At 68.1% G+C, this 15,755-nt stretch carries 18 protein-coding genes; 8 read left to right on the top strand and 10 right to left on the bottom strand.

All coding sequences use genetic code 11. From position 1 onward, the window contains the following. Positions 1-22 precede the first annotated feature (22 nt). Positions 23-448: an alternative ribosome rescue aminoacyl-tRNA hydrolase ArfB gene (gene arfB, locus FGL98_RS19485; protein ID WP_146319586.1), complete on the bottom strand. Its 426-nt coding sequence runs from the start codon at positions 446-448 to the stop codon at positions 23-25. Between the two features lie 150 nt (positions 449-598). Between arfB and FGL98_RS19480 the strand changes: the two genes are divergently transcribed. The 4 genes from FGL98_RS19480 to FGL98_RS25905 are packed head-to-tail and all read left to right on the top strand — an operon-like array spanning position 599 to position 3,781. After that, positions 599-1,321, top strand: a complete 723-nt coding sequence (locus tag FGL98_RS19480) for a transporter substrate-binding domain-containing protein (RefSeq protein WP_222432273.1) — start codon at positions 599-601, stop codon at positions 1,319-1,321. A 37-nt stretch (positions 1,322-1,358) separates the two neighbouring features. Continuing rightward, on the top strand, positions 1,359-1,925 hold the full coding sequence (locus FGL98_RS19475) for an NUDIX hydrolase (protein WP_146319584.1): 567 nt from the start codon (positions 1,359-1,361) through the stop codon (positions 1,923-1,925). 45 nt (positions 1,926-1,970) lie between these two features. Beyond that, positions 1,971-3,155, top strand: coding sequence for a TolB family protein (locus FGL98_RS19470; protein ID WP_222432272.1), 1,185 nt, complete (start codon positions 1,971-1,973; stop codon positions 3,153-3,155). After that, positions 3,152-3,781, top strand: coding sequence for an alpha/beta hydrolase family protein (locus tag FGL98_RS25905; RefSeq protein ID WP_222432271.1), 630 nt, complete (start codon positions 3,152-3,154; stop codon positions 3,779-3,781). The genes FGL98_RS19470 and FGL98_RS25905 overlap by 4 nt, the downstream gene beginning before the upstream one ends. Positions 3,782-3,866: 85 nt before the next feature. Here FGL98_RS25905 and manD read toward each other — a convergent pair whose 3' ends face one another. From manD to FGL98_RS26465, 3 genes are read right to left on the bottom strand one after another with little or no spacing between them, the layout of a single operon-like run. Next, positions 3,867-5,093 carry a D-mannonate dehydratase ManD gene (gene manD, locus FGL98_RS19465; protein ID WP_146319582.1) on the bottom strand — a complete coding sequence of 409 codons (1,227 nt, stop codon included), beginning with the start codon at positions 5,091-5,093 and terminating at the stop codon, positions 3,867-3,869. Between the two features lie 28 nt (positions 5,094-5,121). Continuing rightward, complete coding sequence (locus FGL98_RS19460; RefSeq protein ID WP_246136654.1) at positions 5,122-5,847, bottom strand: glucuronate isomerase; 726 nt, start codon at positions 5,845-5,847, stop codon at positions 5,122-5,124. Between the two features lie 31 nt (positions 5,848-5,878). Beyond that, positions 5,879-6,196, bottom strand: coding sequence for a glucuronate isomerase (locus tag FGL98_RS26465; RefSeq protein ID WP_246136650.1), 318 nt, complete (start codon positions 6,194-6,196; stop codon positions 5,879-5,881). Positions 6,197-6,395: 199 nt separating this feature from the next. Here FGL98_RS26465 and FGL98_RS19455 point away from each other — a divergent pair, with 199 nt between their 5' ends. Further along, positions 6,396-7,277 carry an alpha/beta fold hydrolase gene (locus tag FGL98_RS19455; protein ID WP_146319580.1) on the top strand — a complete coding sequence of 294 codons (882 nt, stop codon included), beginning with the start codon at positions 6,396-6,398 and terminating at the stop codon, positions 7,275-7,277. Positions 7,278-7,320: 43 nt separating this feature from the next. Continuing rightward, a complete protein-coding gene (locus FGL98_RS19450) occupies positions 7,321-8,619 on the top strand; it encodes a low temperature requirement protein A (protein WP_222432270.1) in 1,299 nt (432 codons plus the stop codon). 7 nt (positions 8,620-8,626) lie between these two features. Here the strand turns inward: FGL98_RS19450 and FGL98_RS19445 are convergent, their stop codons facing one another. Continuing rightward, positions 8,627-9,508, bottom strand: coding sequence for a ketopantoate reductase family protein (locus FGL98_RS19445; protein WP_146319578.1), 882 nt, complete (start codon positions 9,506-9,508; stop codon positions 8,627-8,629). A gap of 44 nt (positions 9,509-9,552) precedes the next feature. Further along, positions 9,553-10,029, bottom strand: coding sequence for a MarR family winged helix-turn-helix transcriptional regulator (locus FGL98_RS19440; protein ID WP_222432269.1), 477 nt, complete (start codon positions 10,027-10,029; stop codon positions 9,553-9,555). A 132-nt stretch (positions 10,030-10,161) separates the two neighbouring features. On the opposite strand from FGL98_RS19440, the gene FGL98_RS19435 reads away from it, so the two are divergent. Further along, a complete protein-coding gene (locus FGL98_RS19435) occupies positions 10,162-10,629 on the top strand; it encodes a nitroreductase family deazaflavin-dependent oxidoreductase (RefSeq protein WP_146319574.1) in 468 nt (155 codons plus the stop codon). A 114-nt stretch (positions 10,630-10,743) separates the two neighbouring features. Here the strand turns inward: FGL98_RS19435 and FGL98_RS19430 are convergent, their stop codons facing one another. Both FGL98_RS19430 and FGL98_RS19425 read right to left on the bottom strand, forming a co-directional pair. Then, positions 10,744-12,405, bottom strand: a complete 1,662-nt coding sequence (locus tag FGL98_RS19430; protein WP_222432268.1) for an APC family permease — start codon at positions 12,403-12,405, stop codon at positions 10,744-10,746. Between the two features lie 79 nt (positions 12,406-12,484). Further along, entirely contained in the window at positions 12,485-13,282 is a 798-nt protein-coding gene (locus FGL98_RS19425; RefSeq protein ID WP_146319572.1) for a helix-turn-helix transcriptional regulator, read from the bottom strand. A gap of 66 nt (positions 13,283-13,348) precedes the next feature. Between FGL98_RS19425 and FGL98_RS19420 the strand changes: the two genes are divergently transcribed. Then, positions 13,349-13,864 (top strand): VOC family protein, encoded by a 516-nt coding sequence (locus FGL98_RS19420; RefSeq protein ID WP_146319570.1) that lies wholly within the window; start codon positions 13,349-13,351, stop codon positions 13,862-13,864. Between the two features lie 115 nt (positions 13,865-13,979). Here FGL98_RS19420 and FGL98_RS19415 read toward each other — a convergent pair whose 3' ends face one another. Then, a complete protein-coding gene (locus FGL98_RS19415) occupies positions 13,980-15,212 on the bottom strand; it encodes an MFS transporter (RefSeq protein WP_146319568.1) in 1,233 nt (410 codons plus the stop codon). Beyond that, positions 15,209-15,709 (bottom strand): MarR family winged helix-turn-helix transcriptional regulator, encoded by a 501-nt coding sequence (locus tag FGL98_RS19410; RefSeq protein WP_146319566.1) that lies wholly within the window; start codon positions 15,707-15,709, stop codon positions 15,209-15,211. Before FGL98_RS19410 ends, FGL98_RS19415 begins: the two co-directional genes overlap by 4 nt. Positions 15,710-15,755: the final 46 nt, after the last annotated feature.

Here is a 15,755-nt window from a genome sequence, read left to right as displayed (position 1 = left end):
ACATTGATTACATAGCAATAGGTCATTCGGCAACGCGCCCTCGCCCCCGCTTGGTCTCGCCGCGCCGCTTCTTGGCGGTGATGCGCCGCTCCTTCGACCCACGGGTGGGCTTGGTCGGTCGACGTCGCGGCGGCGGGGGCGCGGCGGCCTCTCGCAACGCCTGCGCCAGCCGCTCGCGTGCCGCCCGCCGGTTTGCCAGCTGCGCACGATGCTCGCTGGCGGTGATCGTGATGACGCCGGCCACCACACGAGGACGCAGGCGCTGCATCATCCGCTCGCGCAGATCGGCGGGGATCGACGCGGACTCCGCGAGATTGAAGGACAGCTCCACCCGGCTGTCCGCGGTGTTGACGCCCTGCCCGCCCGGCCCCGAGCTGCGCGAGAACCGCTCGGTCAGCTCACCGGCGGGGATCACCAGCCGGTCGCTGACCACCAGGTCTTCCGCCACAGGCGCGAGTATGCCGCACACCGGCGACGCGTAGGTGCGCGGCGCAACTCCTCCCCGAGAGGCATACTTCCATTGCGAGCGGTCCACCAAATTTGTATGCCGCTCAGTGAGTTCGTATGCCTCTCGGCGAGTGGCCGTAGGCTCAGCGCCATGATGACCGCTACCGCCGCCCTTGTCGACGACCTCGCGCCCACAGGTTCGCTGCGCGCAGCGATCAACCTCGGCAACCCCGTCCTCGCCCAGGGCACGCCCGCGGACCCTACCGGCGTCACCGTCGACATCGCTCGCGAGGTTGCGCGCCGGTTGGATGTGCCCGTCGAGTTCGTCTGCTTCGACGCCGCACGCAAGTCCTTCGAGGCAATCACGGCTGGTCGGGCCGACATCGGTTTCCTCGCCATCGAACCTGTCCGCGCGGCCGAAGTCGCCTTCACCCCGCCGTATGCCGTGATCGAGGGCGTCTTCGCGGTGCCCGACGACTCGGCGCTCCGATCGATGCCCGAGGTAGACCGCGCAGGGGTTCGCATCGGCGTCAAGGAGGGGTCGGCCTACGACCTGTTCCTGACGCGCACGCTGGCACATGCAACGCTGGTGCGCGGCCCGGAGGGATCCGAAGTCTTCCTGAGCGAGGGACTTGAGGCCGGCGCCGGCATCCGACAGCCGATGACGGCATTCGTCGCGGCGCAGCCGGGCGTGCGGCTCGTCGATGAGGCCTTCATGCAGATCCAGCAGGCGATGAGCACGAGGAAGGACCGGGCGCCGGAGACGCTCGAGCTCCTGGCTAGCCTCATCGAGGAGCTGAAGACCAGTGGCTTCATCGCGGACGCCCTCGAACGCTCCGGGCAGGACGCTGGTCTGGTCGCGCCACCCGCCTGAGCCCGACGCCGTCAGTGGCTCGAGGCATCCTTGCCCCGTGAACTCACATGACACCGTCGTCGACCTGGTCACCGAACTGGAACCACTCGACCACCTGGCAGACGCCCATCGCCAGGAGACACTCGACTGGCTTGCAGAGACCAAGGACATCTGGCGGCGGCGCAAGCCGGCGACACCCGACCCGCACCTGGTGTCCTATTTCCTGCTCGTGGATAGCGAGGCCCGGCAGGTTCTGCTCTGCGACCACCGCCTCTCCGGGCTCTGGCTGCCCACCGGCGGCCACGTCGAGGTGGGCGAGCATCCCGCCGACACAGTGCGCCGTGAAGCGGGCGAAGAGCTCGGGATCGCTGCACAGTTCGACGCCGAGCTGGGCGAGCGTCCGTTCCTCGTCACGATCACCGAGACGGCCGCCGACCCACCTGACCGGCATACCGATGTGAGCCTCTGGTTCGCTCTGACCGGTGCGGTCGGTATGCCGCTCGTACCCGACCCGCGCGAGTTCCAGGGAGTGCGCTGGTGGACGCCGGCGCAGATCCACGCCGAGGACCCGTCGCACTTCGACCCGCATACGGCTCGAGCCCTGCGGCGGCTCGGACTCGACTGACACGACGGCCCCCTCCGCCACGGGGTCTTGTGCGAGGGTGGACGGGTGAGCGATGTCAACGACGACCTGACAGCCCTGCTGAACGTCCGACAGATCGTGGCGCTGGATCTTGACAGCGACGGTCGGGTGCTGGCGGCCGGCGACGAGCGAGGAAGCCTGCAGCTGGTCGAGATCGCGACTGACGGCGCCATTCGCGACCTGACCGATCTGCCATCGCGGTGCGTCGGGCGCTACGTGCCAGGCGGCCGCGATGTCGTCGTCATGCACGACAACGGTGGCGACGAGAAGTGGCAGCTGTCCGTGCTGGACGCCGACCGCACCACCCCGGCATCGGCCGACGATCTTCAGCCGCTCGTCCACGATCAGCGCTTCCACCACGTGCTGCACGACGTCACCGCCGAGAGCATCGCGTATGCCACCAACCGGCGCAACGGCACCGACATGGACGTCGTTGTGCGCGACCTCACCACCGGTGCCGAGCAGGTGGTGATGCGGGATGCCGGTTACGTCGATGACATCGCGATCTCGCATGACCGGACGTCGTGCGCGGTCTCGGCCCTCACGCTGCAGCCGACAGGCACGCAGATCCTGGTCTCCGGCCCGCATGCGCTCAGCGACGGTACCGTCACCGCACCGAACGAGCACGCCAACCACGCGCGCCCACAGTGGACTTCCGACGACGGTGCCCTAGTCCTGTCCTCCGACCACGACCGCGACTTCCACGCCGTCCACCGGGTGAGCCTCGAGGGGCAGGACTGGCAGGTGCTGGTCGCCGACGACGGTCACGACGTCAGCGCCGTGCTGAGCCACGACGGCAGCCTGATGGCCGTCATTACCCACCTCGACGGCACCGACCGGCTGGCGATCCACAACATCGAGGGATCGCTGCACTGCCCGGTCGATCTCACGCCCGCTGTGATCGGACCGCTGCGCTGGGCGGCCGACGACAGCACGCTCATGGTCAGCGCCAGCGGCCCGGCCGACCCAGGCTCCATCATCACCGTGGACGCCGCCACCGGCAGCACGACCACGGTGCTCGACGGCCGCGGCCTGCTGCCCACGGGCCTGCGGGGCAGGCTGTGCATCCCGGAGACCGTGCGCATCCCCACCCTGACGGTGAGCGCATCCCGTGCTTCGTGTACCGACCTACTCTGGCCGGTAACGGTGCGAGTGTCGTCAACATCCACGGCGGTCCGGAAGCCGCTGCCACGCAAGCTTTCTCGCCGGTGATTCAGGCCCTGACACTTGCCGGCTATACGGTGCTCCAGCCCAACGTCCGCGGTTCGGCCGGTTATGGCAAGCGCTGGGTCAGCCTCGATGACGTGGACAAGCGCCTGGACTCGGTGGCCGACCTGGCGGCGATCCACGCGTGGCTGCCCGGTGCGGGGCTCGATCCGGCGCGCAGCGCACTGTGGGGCGGGTCGTATGGCGGTTACATGGTGCTCGCCGGTCTGACGATGCAGCCCGACCTGTGGGCGGCCGGCGTCGACATCGTCGGCATGTCGTCCCTGGTCACCTTCCTGGAGAACACCTCGGACTACCGCCGCGCCTACCGCGAGCGTGAATACGGCACGCTCGCCGATGATCACGCGTTCCTCGTGGAGGCCTCACCGCTCACGCATCTCGACAACCTCAAGGCGCCACTGTTCATCATCCACGGCGCGAACGATCCACGGGTCCCACTCACGGAGGCCGAGCAGATTGCCGCCAGTATGCAGGAGCGGCGGATCCGCTGCGAGCTCAAGGTGTATGCCGACGAGGGCCACGGTCTCGCCAAGCGTGCCAACCGGCTCGATGCGTTCCCCGCCGCATTCGACTTCCTCGCGTCGGTGATGGACGCCGCTACAACAGAGTGACTTCGACCACAAGGTTGGTAGTACAGACGGGGTGTACAGCTCCCGCCTGTACTACCAACCTGTCTGCGGGGCTCACCCTCCGATTTCACCAGTCATGCACCGTCCCGTCGAGGCGACGATTCACCGGCAGGTATGCCGGCTCATAGGCGAACGAGCCGGCCGCGTCGTCGTCGTACTCCACACCGAGTCCGGGAGTCTCGCCCGGGTCGAGCAGCCCATCGGTGAAGGTGTAGCTCGTCCGGAACACCTCGAGGGTGTCGGCCGAGTGCTTCATGTATTCCTGGATCCCGAAGTTGTGCAAGGCGACCCCGAGGTGCAGGTGAGCGGCCTGCCCAACCGGTGAGATGTCGGTGGGGCCGTGGAAGCCCGACTTGATCTGGTAGATCGCGGCGAAGTCGAGCAGCTTCCTCAACGCCGTGATGCCACCGGCGTGCGTCACCGCGGACCTGACGTAGTCGATCAGCTGCTCGGTGATCAACGTCTGGTAGTCGAAGACCGAGTTGAACACCTCGCCGATCGCGAGCGGTGTCGTGGTCTGTGCACGGACCCGGCGCAGTGCCTCCTGGTTCTCTGCGGGTGTGCAATCCTCGAGCCAGAACAGGTCATACGGCTCGAGGCTCTTGCCCAGAGTCGCCGCCTCGTTCGGTGTCATCCGGTGGTGGCCGTCGTGCAGCAGCGGAATCTCGGGCCCGAACTCGGCTCGCACCGCCTCAAACACGGTCGGTACGTGGCGTAGGTAGGCGCGCGTGTCCCAGGACTCCTGCGCCGGAAGCGCCTGTCGTCTGGCCGGTTCGTAGTCGTAGCGCTCACCCGGCTTCTGGTCGGTGGCCACGCCGTAGACCTGACCCAGACCAGGCACTCCCGTCTGCACCCGAATCGCCTGATAGCCGGCTTCGAGGTGTTCGCGAATCGAGGCGAAGAGTGTGTCGATCGAGCTGCCCGATGCGTGGCCGTAGGCCAGGCACCCGCGGCGGGATCGGCCACCGAGCAGCTGATACAACGGCATACCAGCGGTTTTCGCCTTGATGTCCCACAGTGCCATGTCGACCGCTGCGATCGCGGCCATCGTCACCGGCCCTCGCCGCCAGTAGGCGCCGCGGTAGAGGTACTGCCAGGTGTCCTCGATCCGCGCCTCGTCGCGGCCGGTGAGCAGTGGGGCCACGTGGTCGCGCAGGTAGGACGCTGCGGCGAGCTCGCGCCCGTTGAGGGTGGCATCCCCGAGCCCGGTCACGCCGTCCTCCGTCGTCAACCGAAGGGTGACGAAGTTGCGGCCCGGGCTCGTGACGAGCACTTCAGCCGATGCGATTGCCATGATTCTCCTTCGTACCTCAGCGGATTGATCAGCAGTGCGGTGCCGCGTATGCCGTAAGCGCCAGTCGGTGGGCAAGGTCGACCATCGTGTCCAGCGCTTTGCCCATATCGAGCCGACCCCCTGCCACAAGTTTGGCCAGGTAACCAGCATCGATGCGACGGGAGAGGTCGTGGCGCGCGGAAATCGAGGCGAACGCCCTCGTGTCGTCCACGAATCCGCTGGTGTTGTAGAAACCGGCCGTCTCAACGGCCGACTCGCGAAAGCGGCGCATCTGCTCAGGACTGTCCAGGAACCACCACGGCGCACCCAGCCGGACCGACGGGTAGGCACCGGCGAGCGGCGCGAGCTCGCGCGAGTAGACCGTCTCGTCGGTCGTGAACAAGATGCAGCGGAACTGTCGGCTCAGGCCGAGGGCTTCCAGGATCGGGCGCAGACTGCGGGTGAACTCGACACCGACCGGCACGTCGAACCCCTGGTCGGGCCCGTGCAGGCGATAGATCTCGCTGCTGTGGTTGCGCAGCACGCCCGGATGCAGCTGCATCACCAAGCCGTCCTCGGCAGACATCGCTGCCATCTGGTAGAGCATGTGTGCCGAAAATGCTTGTGCGTCAGTCGGGCACACCTGACCGCGCCGCGCGTCACGGTAGATCCGTTCGGCCTCCGTCGTGGGCAGCGGCGAGGTGTCGGCGCTGAGGTGCCCGTGATCGGTCGCACGTGCGCCTGCCTCGATGAAGGCCCGCCGGCGTAGGCGCAGCGCCGCCAGAAAGCCGGAATAGTCGCCGGTGTCAACTGCCGCGACCTCGGCGCCCGTCCCGCTCCGTGATCTCCACGGTATTCCCGCCGTCGCGGCGCGCGACGCCGAGTTCCGCGTGCCGATAACCCTGTGACACCAGCATCCGGATCAGATAGTGGTCGGGCGTGATGAACAGCTCTGCCGGGTCCCCGAACTGCTGATTGTCCGCGAACAGACCCACGTCGACGTGCCCGTGCATGGACACGAGGGGCAGCGTGGCCGCGTGCCGGTAGATGGTGCGTGCCAGATTGCGGGTATTCGGCTCGGCGGGAAGTGCCCGATCGGGGTCGAGCCGCCACTCCTTGGCCATCTCAACCTCCTGATTGAACGCTCTGCGAGCGATTGCACAGATCACTATTGCCGCCGATGCTGGGCGAGTATGCAGCAGGTTCGAAACCTGCCTCGCAGACCGCCCGTCCATGACCGCGAGATCGTTGACACCGAACTCTCCGGCTGCGATGAGTTTCGGGCTGCGCGTCTGACATGCTGACGACGTGCAGCCACCCCAGATGAGCGAACCTCCCCACTGGTTCACCGCCGCCCTGGCCGCGCCGGTCGAGCAGGGCATCACCGAGTTCGACGGCGCCACCATCGCCTACCGCGCCTGGGGCAGCCCCGGCGGCCAGGGCATCGTCCTGGCGCATGGCGGCGCCGCCCACTCGCGGTGGTGGGATCACATCGCACCCCTGCTGGTCGAGGGCCGACGACGAGTTGTCGCCCTGGACTTCTCCGGCCATGGGGACAGCGCGCACCGGGACACCTACAGCCTCGACACCTGGGCGGGCGAGATCCTTGCCGTCTCCGAGGCCGCCGGGATCGCCACCCCTCCCGTCGTGATCGGGCACAGTATGGGCGGCTTCGTCACCCTCCGCGCGGCTACCTTGTACGGCAGCAGGCTGACCGGCGCCGTCGTCATCGACTCACCCGTTCAGGACATCACCCCCGAGGAGGCCGCCGCCCGTGAAGAGCGCGCCTTCGGGCCGTTGCGGGTCTACGACAGCATCGAGCAGGCGCTGTCCCACTTTCACCCGGTGCCGGATCAGTCCGCGCTCGACTACATCGCGGCTCACGTCGCAGCCACGTCGATTTGCCGCGTCGCCGGAGGCTGGAGCTGGAAGTTCGACCCGCGCGTCTTCGGGCGGGGTCCGCTCACACCATCGCTACTGACCAGGCTCGAGTGCCGGGTGGCACTGTTTCGCGGGGAGCACGGCATACTCTCCCAGCAGATGAGCCAGGTGATGTATGACCGCCTGGGCAGGGCGGCGCCGGTCATCGAGATCCCCGATGCGGGACACCACGTCATGCTCGACCAGCCACTGGCGCTGGTGACCGCGCTGCGCACACTCCTGTCCGACTGGGACCACTCACAGCCGACGACGGACCCGCACTAGCGACGGCACCAACCGACTCATTCCGACTTGCGAGGAAGCAACCTTGCCCGACACCGCCGGCCCCAGCCCGCGACCGGCCGCAGCCCGCGGGCGGTCGCATCGACTGCTGCCGCTGCAGGCGAGGGACCCGCACGAGGAGGGCCGGGGCTCCTCACCATTGGAGCTGCTCTTCGACCTGACCTTCGTGATCGGCGTCGGGGTCGCCGCCGAGAGCCTGACAGACCTGGTAGCGGGCGGCCGCGCCGGCCCCGCGATCGTCGGTTTCGTCTTTGCCATGTTTGCGATCCTGGCCGGCTGGATCAACTTCTCCTGGTTCGCCTCCGCGTTCGACAGCGACGACTGGGGCTACCGGATCTGCACGATGATCCAGATGATCGGCGTCGTGGTGCTGGCGCTCGGCCTTCCGTCCACCTTCCACAGCATCGAGGTCGGCAGGCACGTCGACGTGCGCCTGCTGGTCGCGGGGTATGTCGTGATGCGCGTGGGCATGGTGGCGCTCTGGTGGCGCGCGGCCCGCGGCTCCAGCACCTACCGCCGAGTCGCGACCCGGAACGCCTCGGCGATCCTGGTCGTCCAGGTGTGCTGGGTGGTCTTCGCGCTCGTCAACCTGTCGCTGCTGCCGACCTTTGTCGTCATCGCGGCGCTCGGCACGCTCGAACTGCTGATCCCGGTGTTCGCCCAGGGCCGGGCCAGCGGAACCCCATGGCACCCGCATCACATCGCGGACCGGTACAGCGCCTTTGCGATCATCGCCCTCGGCGAGGGCGTTGTCGGGACCGTCGCCTCCTCACGCAGCGCCCTCGGCGGCTCGAACGGCCTGCACTGGGACGGCGCCGCTGTGCTAATCGTGATCGCGGGTGTTGGACTCACGTTCGCGATGTGGTGGACCTACTTCCTCACGCCGTTCGGGGACCTGCTGCATCACCGGCCGGCGCGCGGCTACCTCTTCGGCTACGGCCATATCCCCGTGCTGATGGCCATCGCCGCAACCGGTGCGGGCCTGCACGGCGCCGGCCTCTTCCTGCAGGGTGACTCACATCTGAGTGGCACCGAGGTGATGTTGGCGGTCGCGGGGCCGGTCGCGATCTACCTGCTCGGCGTCTACGGACTGCATACGCTGTTGTTCGGCACCGCGGATGGATTCCATCTCGTGCTGATGGCGGCGACGCTGACGCTGCTCGCGATCTCCGTCGCCGGGACCGCAGCAGGTCTGGCCATGCCGGTGGCACTGCTCATCGTGACCACAGCGGCATTCATCCCCGTGGTCGGCTATGAGTGCGTGGGCCACCGCCATCAGACGGAGATGCTCCGGTCACTCGCGAAGGACTCCCAGTCCTCCTGACCCGCGGTCAGGCGGCGAGTGCGGCGACCAGTGCCCGCACCGTCGGTACCGGTATGCCGTGTGCCTGGGCCGCGCGCAGCACCGCACCCCCAATGGCGTCCAGCTCCATCTGTCGACCCGCCTCCAGGTCGCGCAACATCGAAGTCTTGCCATCGGCATTGAACCCCTCGAACATCCCCAGGATGTGCTCGGCGTCGCCCGGTCCACCGCACGCCCCGCTGACCGCGGCAACCTCACGCGCCGTCGCCTGCAGCTCATCTCGGTGCTGCGTGCGCACCAGCCCCATCGTGGCCCGATAGCGCGCGGTGAGCAGCGCGGCCGTCGCAAGGAACGACAGCTTGTTCCACAAGATGGTGGTCTCGTCCGAGTCGGCGATCACCTCGAAGCCCGCCGCCGCGAGATCACCGGCGACGCCATCGATCCGCTCGACGGGCGCAGAGTCACTGGCCAGCGAGATACGGGCAAAGCCGCTGCCGTGCTCGATCACCCCGGTGGACACCCGGGTCGACTCCACGTGGATCACCCCGGGCAGCACGCGGGCCGGGTCGTATCGCTCGCGCAGCAGCGCGACATGGTCCACCCCGTTGAGGAAGGGCACCACCAGCGCATCCCCTACTGCCTCACGGGGTATGCGGGTCAGGGAGTCGGTCAGCGCGGTCGCCTTGACTGCTACGAAGCAGGCATCGACCGGTCGGTCGAGCGTCGCCACCGCATCAATCGGCACCACCCAGTCACCAAAAAGGCTGCTACGCAGGCTGATTCCGGTCGCTTGCAGCCAGCTCGCGGTCTCCTCGCGCGCAATACAGGTCACCTCGTGCCCGTGCTTCGCCAGGACCGCTGCGAGAAGTCCACCGACACCACCTGGTCCGAGCACGGCATACGACGTCATGGGACCACGATGCTCCGACCAGGCATCAGAGGCAACACCGAAAACTAGTTCGCGCCCTCGTCGTCGCAGGCGCGAGCCGTTGTCGCGGTGACGAGGTTGCGCTCGAGCTGCTCGAGTATGCCGAGCGCGGAGCTGTGATCGGCCGGGTCGAGTGGACCGACGGTGAGCTGCTCCAACTGCTGCCAGATCTGCTCGATCTGCTCGCGCAGGTGCCTGCTGGCCGGCGTCGGCTCGATGAGGCTGGCACGCGCATCGGTGGGGTCGGGGCGCCGGCGCACGAATCCCGCCCGCTCGAGCCTCTGCACCGTGCGCGTCACGGTCGGTGCATCGGAGTCCAGCACACTGACCAGCTGGGACTGCCGCTGCGGCCCGTGGTCCCAGAGGTGCATCATGAGCAGCTCTTGGCCCGGGTAGAGACCGGTTGGCCGCAGCAGCGAGCCGGCGAGCATCCGGTGCAGACGGGCCACTCGGAAGATGGCGTGGCTGACGGGACCACCGATCGCCGCACTCGGCTGCTCCACTGCCTCGCCTCCCTGTCGTCGACCCACCGTACCTGTGCGCACAACTGTGCTCCCAGTGGAGTGATTGCATCGCTGGGAATAGAGCACGTTGGATCTTAGTTGTTCGAACATATACCAATCGAAGGAGATGTGATGACGGATACGACGGAAGACGGCCATGAGGACTTCATCGCCTGGACCATCCGAGAGTTCCGGGAGAACCACGGCAAGGTCGGCGGACCCTTCGAGGGTGCACCCCTGCTGCTCCTGCACACGCGCGGAGCCAAGACCGGGCAGCCACGGATCCACCCGATGATGTATCTCGCCGACGGGCCGCGCTACCTCGTGTTCGCCTCGAAGGCGGGAGCAGACCGCAACCCGGCCTGGTATCACAACCTGCTCGCCCACTCGACGTCCACCATCGAGGTCGGCGACCGGCGCATCGATGTGACGGCCACCGAGCTGCATGGTGCCGACCGCGACCGCCAGTATGCCGAACAGGCCCGTCGCTACCCAGGTTTCGCCGGTTACGAGCGCAAGACCCAGCGCGTCATACCCGTCATTGCCCTCACACCCGTCCAGTCCTCCGCCACCGATCAACCGGAAGGGGACTCGGCCTGATCGCCACCAACAGGACTCGCCGCGCCAAGGTCGGTCCGCAACTGCGGCATGCCGCGGCTCACGACCGGTAGGCGGGCTCGACACCCGTTGGTGGGACGTCTTGACGGCGTCGGATCACTCCGGGGCGGCGCCGAGCTCCTGCTCCTCCAGCTCCGCCTCGGCGACCGACTGGGCGATGTGCTCCTGCACCCGTTCCCGGTCGAGCGCCGACCACTGGGAGATCGCATAGACCACGACGGACAGCACGAACAGGATCGGGATGGAGACCCCGAAGCCGAGCGTGCCGGTACCACCGCCGTAGTCGCCCAGGTAGGAGACCAGCGTCAGCAGGGCCAGCCACGGGAGGTACCACGAGGCGCCCGACTTGAGGTCCATCGGCGGGGTCCCGTTGCGCATCTGGAAGAAGACCAGCAGCACCAGGCCGAGCAGCACGGCCACCATCAGCTTCCAGACCGTCGTCCAGCCCGACCAGTAGACGATCAGGTTGGACGACCAGAACGCCAGCACCGGGATGATGTGCCCGCCGGGGATCTTGAAGGGCCGGTTCTGCTCGGGGATCTGCTTGCGCATTGCCGACAGGACCAGCGGGCCGGACGCGAACGACATCACGGTCGCCGACGTGATGAACCCGACGAGCTGCTGCCAGCTGGGGAAGGGCAGGAAGACGATCAGGCCGACGACGAATGCCACGAGCAGGCTGACGAACGGCACACCGCGGTCGGTCGTCTTCGCGAGCGACTGCGGGGCGTTGCCGTTCTTGCCCATGGCGTAGGAGATGCGCGAGCTGACCGTCGTGTAGATGAAACCGGTGTCGCCGGGCGATGCGATCGCGTCGATGTAGAGCAGGACGGCCAGCCACCCCATGCCCAATAGGCTCGCCAGTGCGGCCAGCGGGCCGAAGTCGTTCTCGAAGGACAGGTTTGCCCACGTATGACTCTTGGCCAGGATGTCGGGGCCGAGCGCGCCGATGAACGCGGCCTGCAGTGCCACATAGATGACGCCGGTGATCAGCACCGACCCGATCACGGCGAACGGCACGTTGCGTTTGGGGTTGTCGGTCTCGCCCGCGAGCTCGATGCCCTGCCGGAAACCGAGGTAGGAGAACACGATGCCGGAGGTGGCGATCGCGGTGAAGATGCCATGCCAGCCCTCGGGCTTGAAACCGCCCATCGCGGTGAAGTTGCCGGGGTGGAATGCGGCGGCGAAGAACGCGATCACCACCAGGACGATGATGAACAGCTTCCACCAGACCAGGACGTTGTTCACCCGGGCGAACCAGCGAATGCCGAAGTAGTTGATGACGACGAAGACGGCCATCAGGATCACGGCCGTGAGATAACCCAGCGTGGTCAGCGTGTGGACGATCTCGCCGTTCACGGTGTGCTTCGTGGTGAACCCGGCGTACTTCGTCGCGTACTGCAGCACCGCCTCCACCTCGATCGGTGCGGTGGTCACGACGGCGACCCAGGTGATCCACCCGGTCAGGTAGCTCGCAAAGGAGCCGTAGGACATGTGCGGGAACCGCACGACCCCGCCGGACAGCGGAAACATCGTCCCCAGCTCGGCATACACCAGGGCGATCAGCCCGATCATGATCGCGCCGATCGGCCACGAGATGATCGATGCCGGACCGGCCTGTTGGGCAGCGTTCAGTGCACCGAACAGCCAACCGGATCCGATGATCGAGCCCACGCTCGCAAACAGCAGTCCGGTGCGCCCGACGTGTCGGCGCAGTCCGTGCGAATCGGCCGCCTCGGCCTCGGTTGGTGACGTCACCAGGGTCTCCCTCCACTCGGTTTCCGTGCAACCTACCTGCCGCTCGGACCGTTTGGTGCTCCCCCGCCCGAGCGATCTGCTACCCGGGCGCGCGCCGGTAGCTGCTCGGGGTGAAGTCCAGCGCCCGGCGAAACTCACCCGCAAGATGCGCCTGATCGGCATACCCGAGCTCGGCCGCCAGACCCGCCAGGTCGGTGTCCGGCTCCGCCCTCAGTCGGGCCGCCGCCTCCTGCAGTCGACGCCGCCGGATCATCGCGGCCGGCGTCACCCCTACATAGCGGCGGGCCAGCCGCTGCAGCGTGCGCACCGAGACCCCGACCTCGTCGGCGACCTCACCAACCCGCAGCATCTCGACGTCACCGTCGATGACCTGCGCCATCCGGTTGGCCAGCAGCGCCTCCCCGCCGGGCGGCGGCACAGACTCGACCAGCCAGTCGGTGAAGGCGTCCACCGCGGCCGCCCGGCGCTCTTCGCCGGACTCGGCACCCTGCATACAGGCCACGACGCGGCCCTGCAGATCGGGCAGATCCAACGGGACATAGGCATCACGCACCGTCGCGGGGTCGTCGACGAACGCGCGCACTGCGGCGGGGTGCAGCAGCGCACCGACCGCCCAGCCATCGCCGTCGAGGTCTCGGTGGGAGGCACGGGTCGTCGGCCCGGAGATGCCGACCAGATCGGGTTCGACAACGACGTTGCAGGCCGGATAGCTGATGAGATGCTGGCGTGACGTGCGGCCCGGCGCGAGATGCCACTCGGGAATCCAGAACCACCGCACCAGCGACGCGACGGTCGCCGGCGGGGGTATGCGGTGGAAGGTCGGCAGGCGTGCCGGGTAGAGCGGTCCTCGACTATCGGTCGTCGTCTCATCGTCCACACCGCACCATCCAAGGTGTCGCAAATCTCCAAGCCCTGCCACCGGTTCGCATCCTACGGTCGACCAATGACGCAGACACCCGCATCCCAGACCACCCCTGCCGACGGCGCACACACCACCAACGGCACGCCGCACGGCGTCACAAGCCTGACGCCGTTCCTGTCCGTCCCGCGAGCGCAGGAGGCGATCGCCTTCTACCGCGACGTATTCGGCGCCCGCGTCGTCGATGTCACCGAGATGGGCGGGGTCGTCGCCCACGCGGTGCTCGACTTCGGCGACGGCCTGCTGCAGCTCGGTGAGCCCAATCCGGCCTACCACCTGGTGCCACCGCCCAGCGGCGACGACTCCTGCTACTCCATGGGGTTCTACTGCCCCAATGCCGATGAGGTCGTCGCGCTAGCCGAGGCAGCGGGCGCGACGGTGCGAGAGCCGCTGACGACGTTCGTCAGCGGCGACCGGTTCGCCAGCATCACGGACCCGTTCGGTGTGCGCTGGTCGGTGATGACCCGCGTCGAGGACCTGTCCGAGCAGGAGAGCGCCAGCCGCGTGGCGCAGTGGGCCAAGAAGCAGCTGGGCTCCTGAGCGCAGACTGACAGCCCCGCATATCGGCACCAGCGAAGCCCAAATGCGCCACCCACACCCTGACAACCCCGCATATCGGCGCCAGGGAGGCCCAAATGCGCCGAGCCGACGCCGCTCAGGCCGCGTGCACCGGACGCGACAGCTCGCTGCGGTAGGCCCGCAGCTGCGGGACTCGAGCCATGACCACGGCCACCGCGGCGACGCAGCTGAGACCGCCGATCGCCATCGCCGGCCCCGCACCGGCGAGGGCCGCGACGACCCCCGCCCGGAAGTTGCCGACGTCGGGTCCGCCGGCCCCGATGACCTGCTCGAGAGCGCTGATCCGGCCGCGCAGGTGGTCCGGGGTGCCGGACTGGATGACGGTCCCACGACTGACCACCGACCAGGTGTCGGCCATGCCGGCGACCGCCAGCGCGATGAGCAGGACGGGCAGCAGCGTCGCAAGCCCGGCGACCGTCAGTGCCGCGCCCCAGGTCAGCGCACAGGCGGTCATGGCCAGACCCGGCCGGCTGCGCCGGGTGATCGTGCCGCTGAGCGCCGAGCCGAGCACACCGCCTACCGCGACGGCCGTGGTGAAGAGTCCGAGGGTCTCGGGATCGCCGCCGAAGCGGGCCTGGTTGATCGCCGGAAACAGCGCCATGGGCATCGCGAGCGCCGTGGCGCCCAGATCGCACAGCAGCGCGCCCCGCACGACGGGGGTGTGCGCGGCGAACCGCAGGCCGTCGAGCGCGGCACGGTAACCGCGGGCCGCAGTGTCGGTCGATGCTGCCGTGCGGAGTCCGCGCAGCCCGAGCAGTCCGGCGCCGAAGCTGACCGCGTCGACCACGAAGCAGGTGGGGACACCGACCTGGCCGGCCAGCAGCCCTGCCAACCCGGGCCCGACGAGCATGGCCACCTGGAACGACAACGAGTTGAGCGCGTAGGCCGCGCCGAGCTCGCCCCGGGGCACGACGCTCGGGATCAGCGCTCGCCGGGCGGGTCCGCCGAGCGCGCCGAGGCCGGCGCCGCCCGCGGTGAGCAGCATGATGCTCACGACGCTGCCTGCCGCGGCCGCGGCAGCAAGACCGAGCGCGGTGCCGATCTGGCCGATGTTGACCCAGCGGGCAAGGGCCGCCCGGTCGACGCTGTCGATGAACGTCGCGCCGACCAGGGCGATCACCAGCAGCGGGATCGCGGTCACGATGCCGAGCGACCCGACGGCGAGCGTGGAATGGGTCAGGGTCCACACGGCATACATCGCGGCGAACACGGTGAACTGGCCACCGACCGCCGACACGGTCGAACCGATCCACAGCCGCCGAAACGCCGGCCGGCGGCGCACCGGGCCCAGGTCGACGAGGACCTTCACTCGGGTGCCTTGGCCAGTTGCTCCGCGAGGTTCTGCTGCAGCCGGTCCGCGAACGAGACCTGCTTCAGGGCCTCGAGCGCCTCTCGCACCGCCTGCATCAACGGGTAGGCCAGCTCGTCGTCGAGGGCGCGAACGGTCGCCTCGGTCGCACGCCACTCCGCCTGCAGCAGCGGCATGATCCGGCGCGCCTGCGCGGTCGGCGAGACCACTCGGGTGCGCGCGTCCTGGCCGGGGTCGATCGTGACCAGTCCGGCCTTGGCCATGGCCGACGCGGTCTGGCTCATCGCAGAGTGGGTGACCTCGCGGGCTGCGGCCAGCTCCTTGACCGGCAGCGGCCCGCGCTGCGACAGGGTGATGAGCGGCCCGACGAAACGGGACGAGATCACGCGCGACTCACCGCGGTCGGCATACAGCGCCAGGATGTCGCGGTCCATGTCGTGCAGCAGCTGGAACAAGGGTCGGTAGTAGCTGCTTTGGAGCAGGTCGATCTCGGTCATTCGAAAACTATAACAGCACTTATATAACTACTGTTACATCACGAGG

It is taken from the genome of Leekyejoonella antrihumi (assembly GCF_007845645.1).
In the GTDB taxonomy this organism is placed as follows: Bacteria; Actinomycetota; Actinomycetes; order Actinomycetales; family Dermatophilaceae; genus Leekyejoonella; species Leekyejoonella antrihumi.
Note: the sequence above shows the minus strand (reverse complement) of the source record. Positions and strands in the feature narration are given on the sequence as shown.

Bases quoted from the DNA above. Each gene is read 5' to 3' on its own strand.
- FGL98_RS19435 (WP_146319574.1), top strand. From the start codon at position 10,162: ATGACGGATACGACGGAAGACGGCCATGAGGACTTCATCGCCTGGACC.
- FGL98_RS19445 (WP_146319578.1), bottom strand. From the start codon at position 9,508: ATGACGTCGTATGCCGTGCTCGGACCAGGTGGTGTCGGTGGACTTCTC.
- FGL98_RS26465 (WP_246136650.1), bottom strand. From the start codon at position 6,196: ATGGCCAAGGAGTGGCGGCTCGACCCCGATCGGGCACTTCCCGCCGAG.
- FGL98_RS19480 (WP_222432273.1), top strand. From the start codon at position 599: ATGATGACCGCTACCGCCGCCCTTGTCGACGACCTCGCGCCCACAGGT.
- FGL98_RS19455 (WP_146319580.1), top strand. From the start codon at position 6,396: ATGAGCGAACCTCCCCACTGGTTCACCGCCGCCCTGGCCGCGCCGGTC.
- FGL98_RS19410 (WP_146319566.1), bottom strand. From the start codon at position 15,709: ATGACCGAGATCGACCTGCTCCAAAGCAGCTACTACCGACCCTTGTTC.
- FGL98_RS19420 (WP_146319570.1), top strand. From the start codon at position 13,349: ATGACGCAGACACCCGCATCCCAGACCACCCCTGCCGACGGCGCACAC.
- manD (WP_146319582.1), bottom strand. From the start codon at position 5,093: ATGGCAATCGCATCGGCTGAAGTGCTCGTCACGAGCCCGGGCCGCAAC.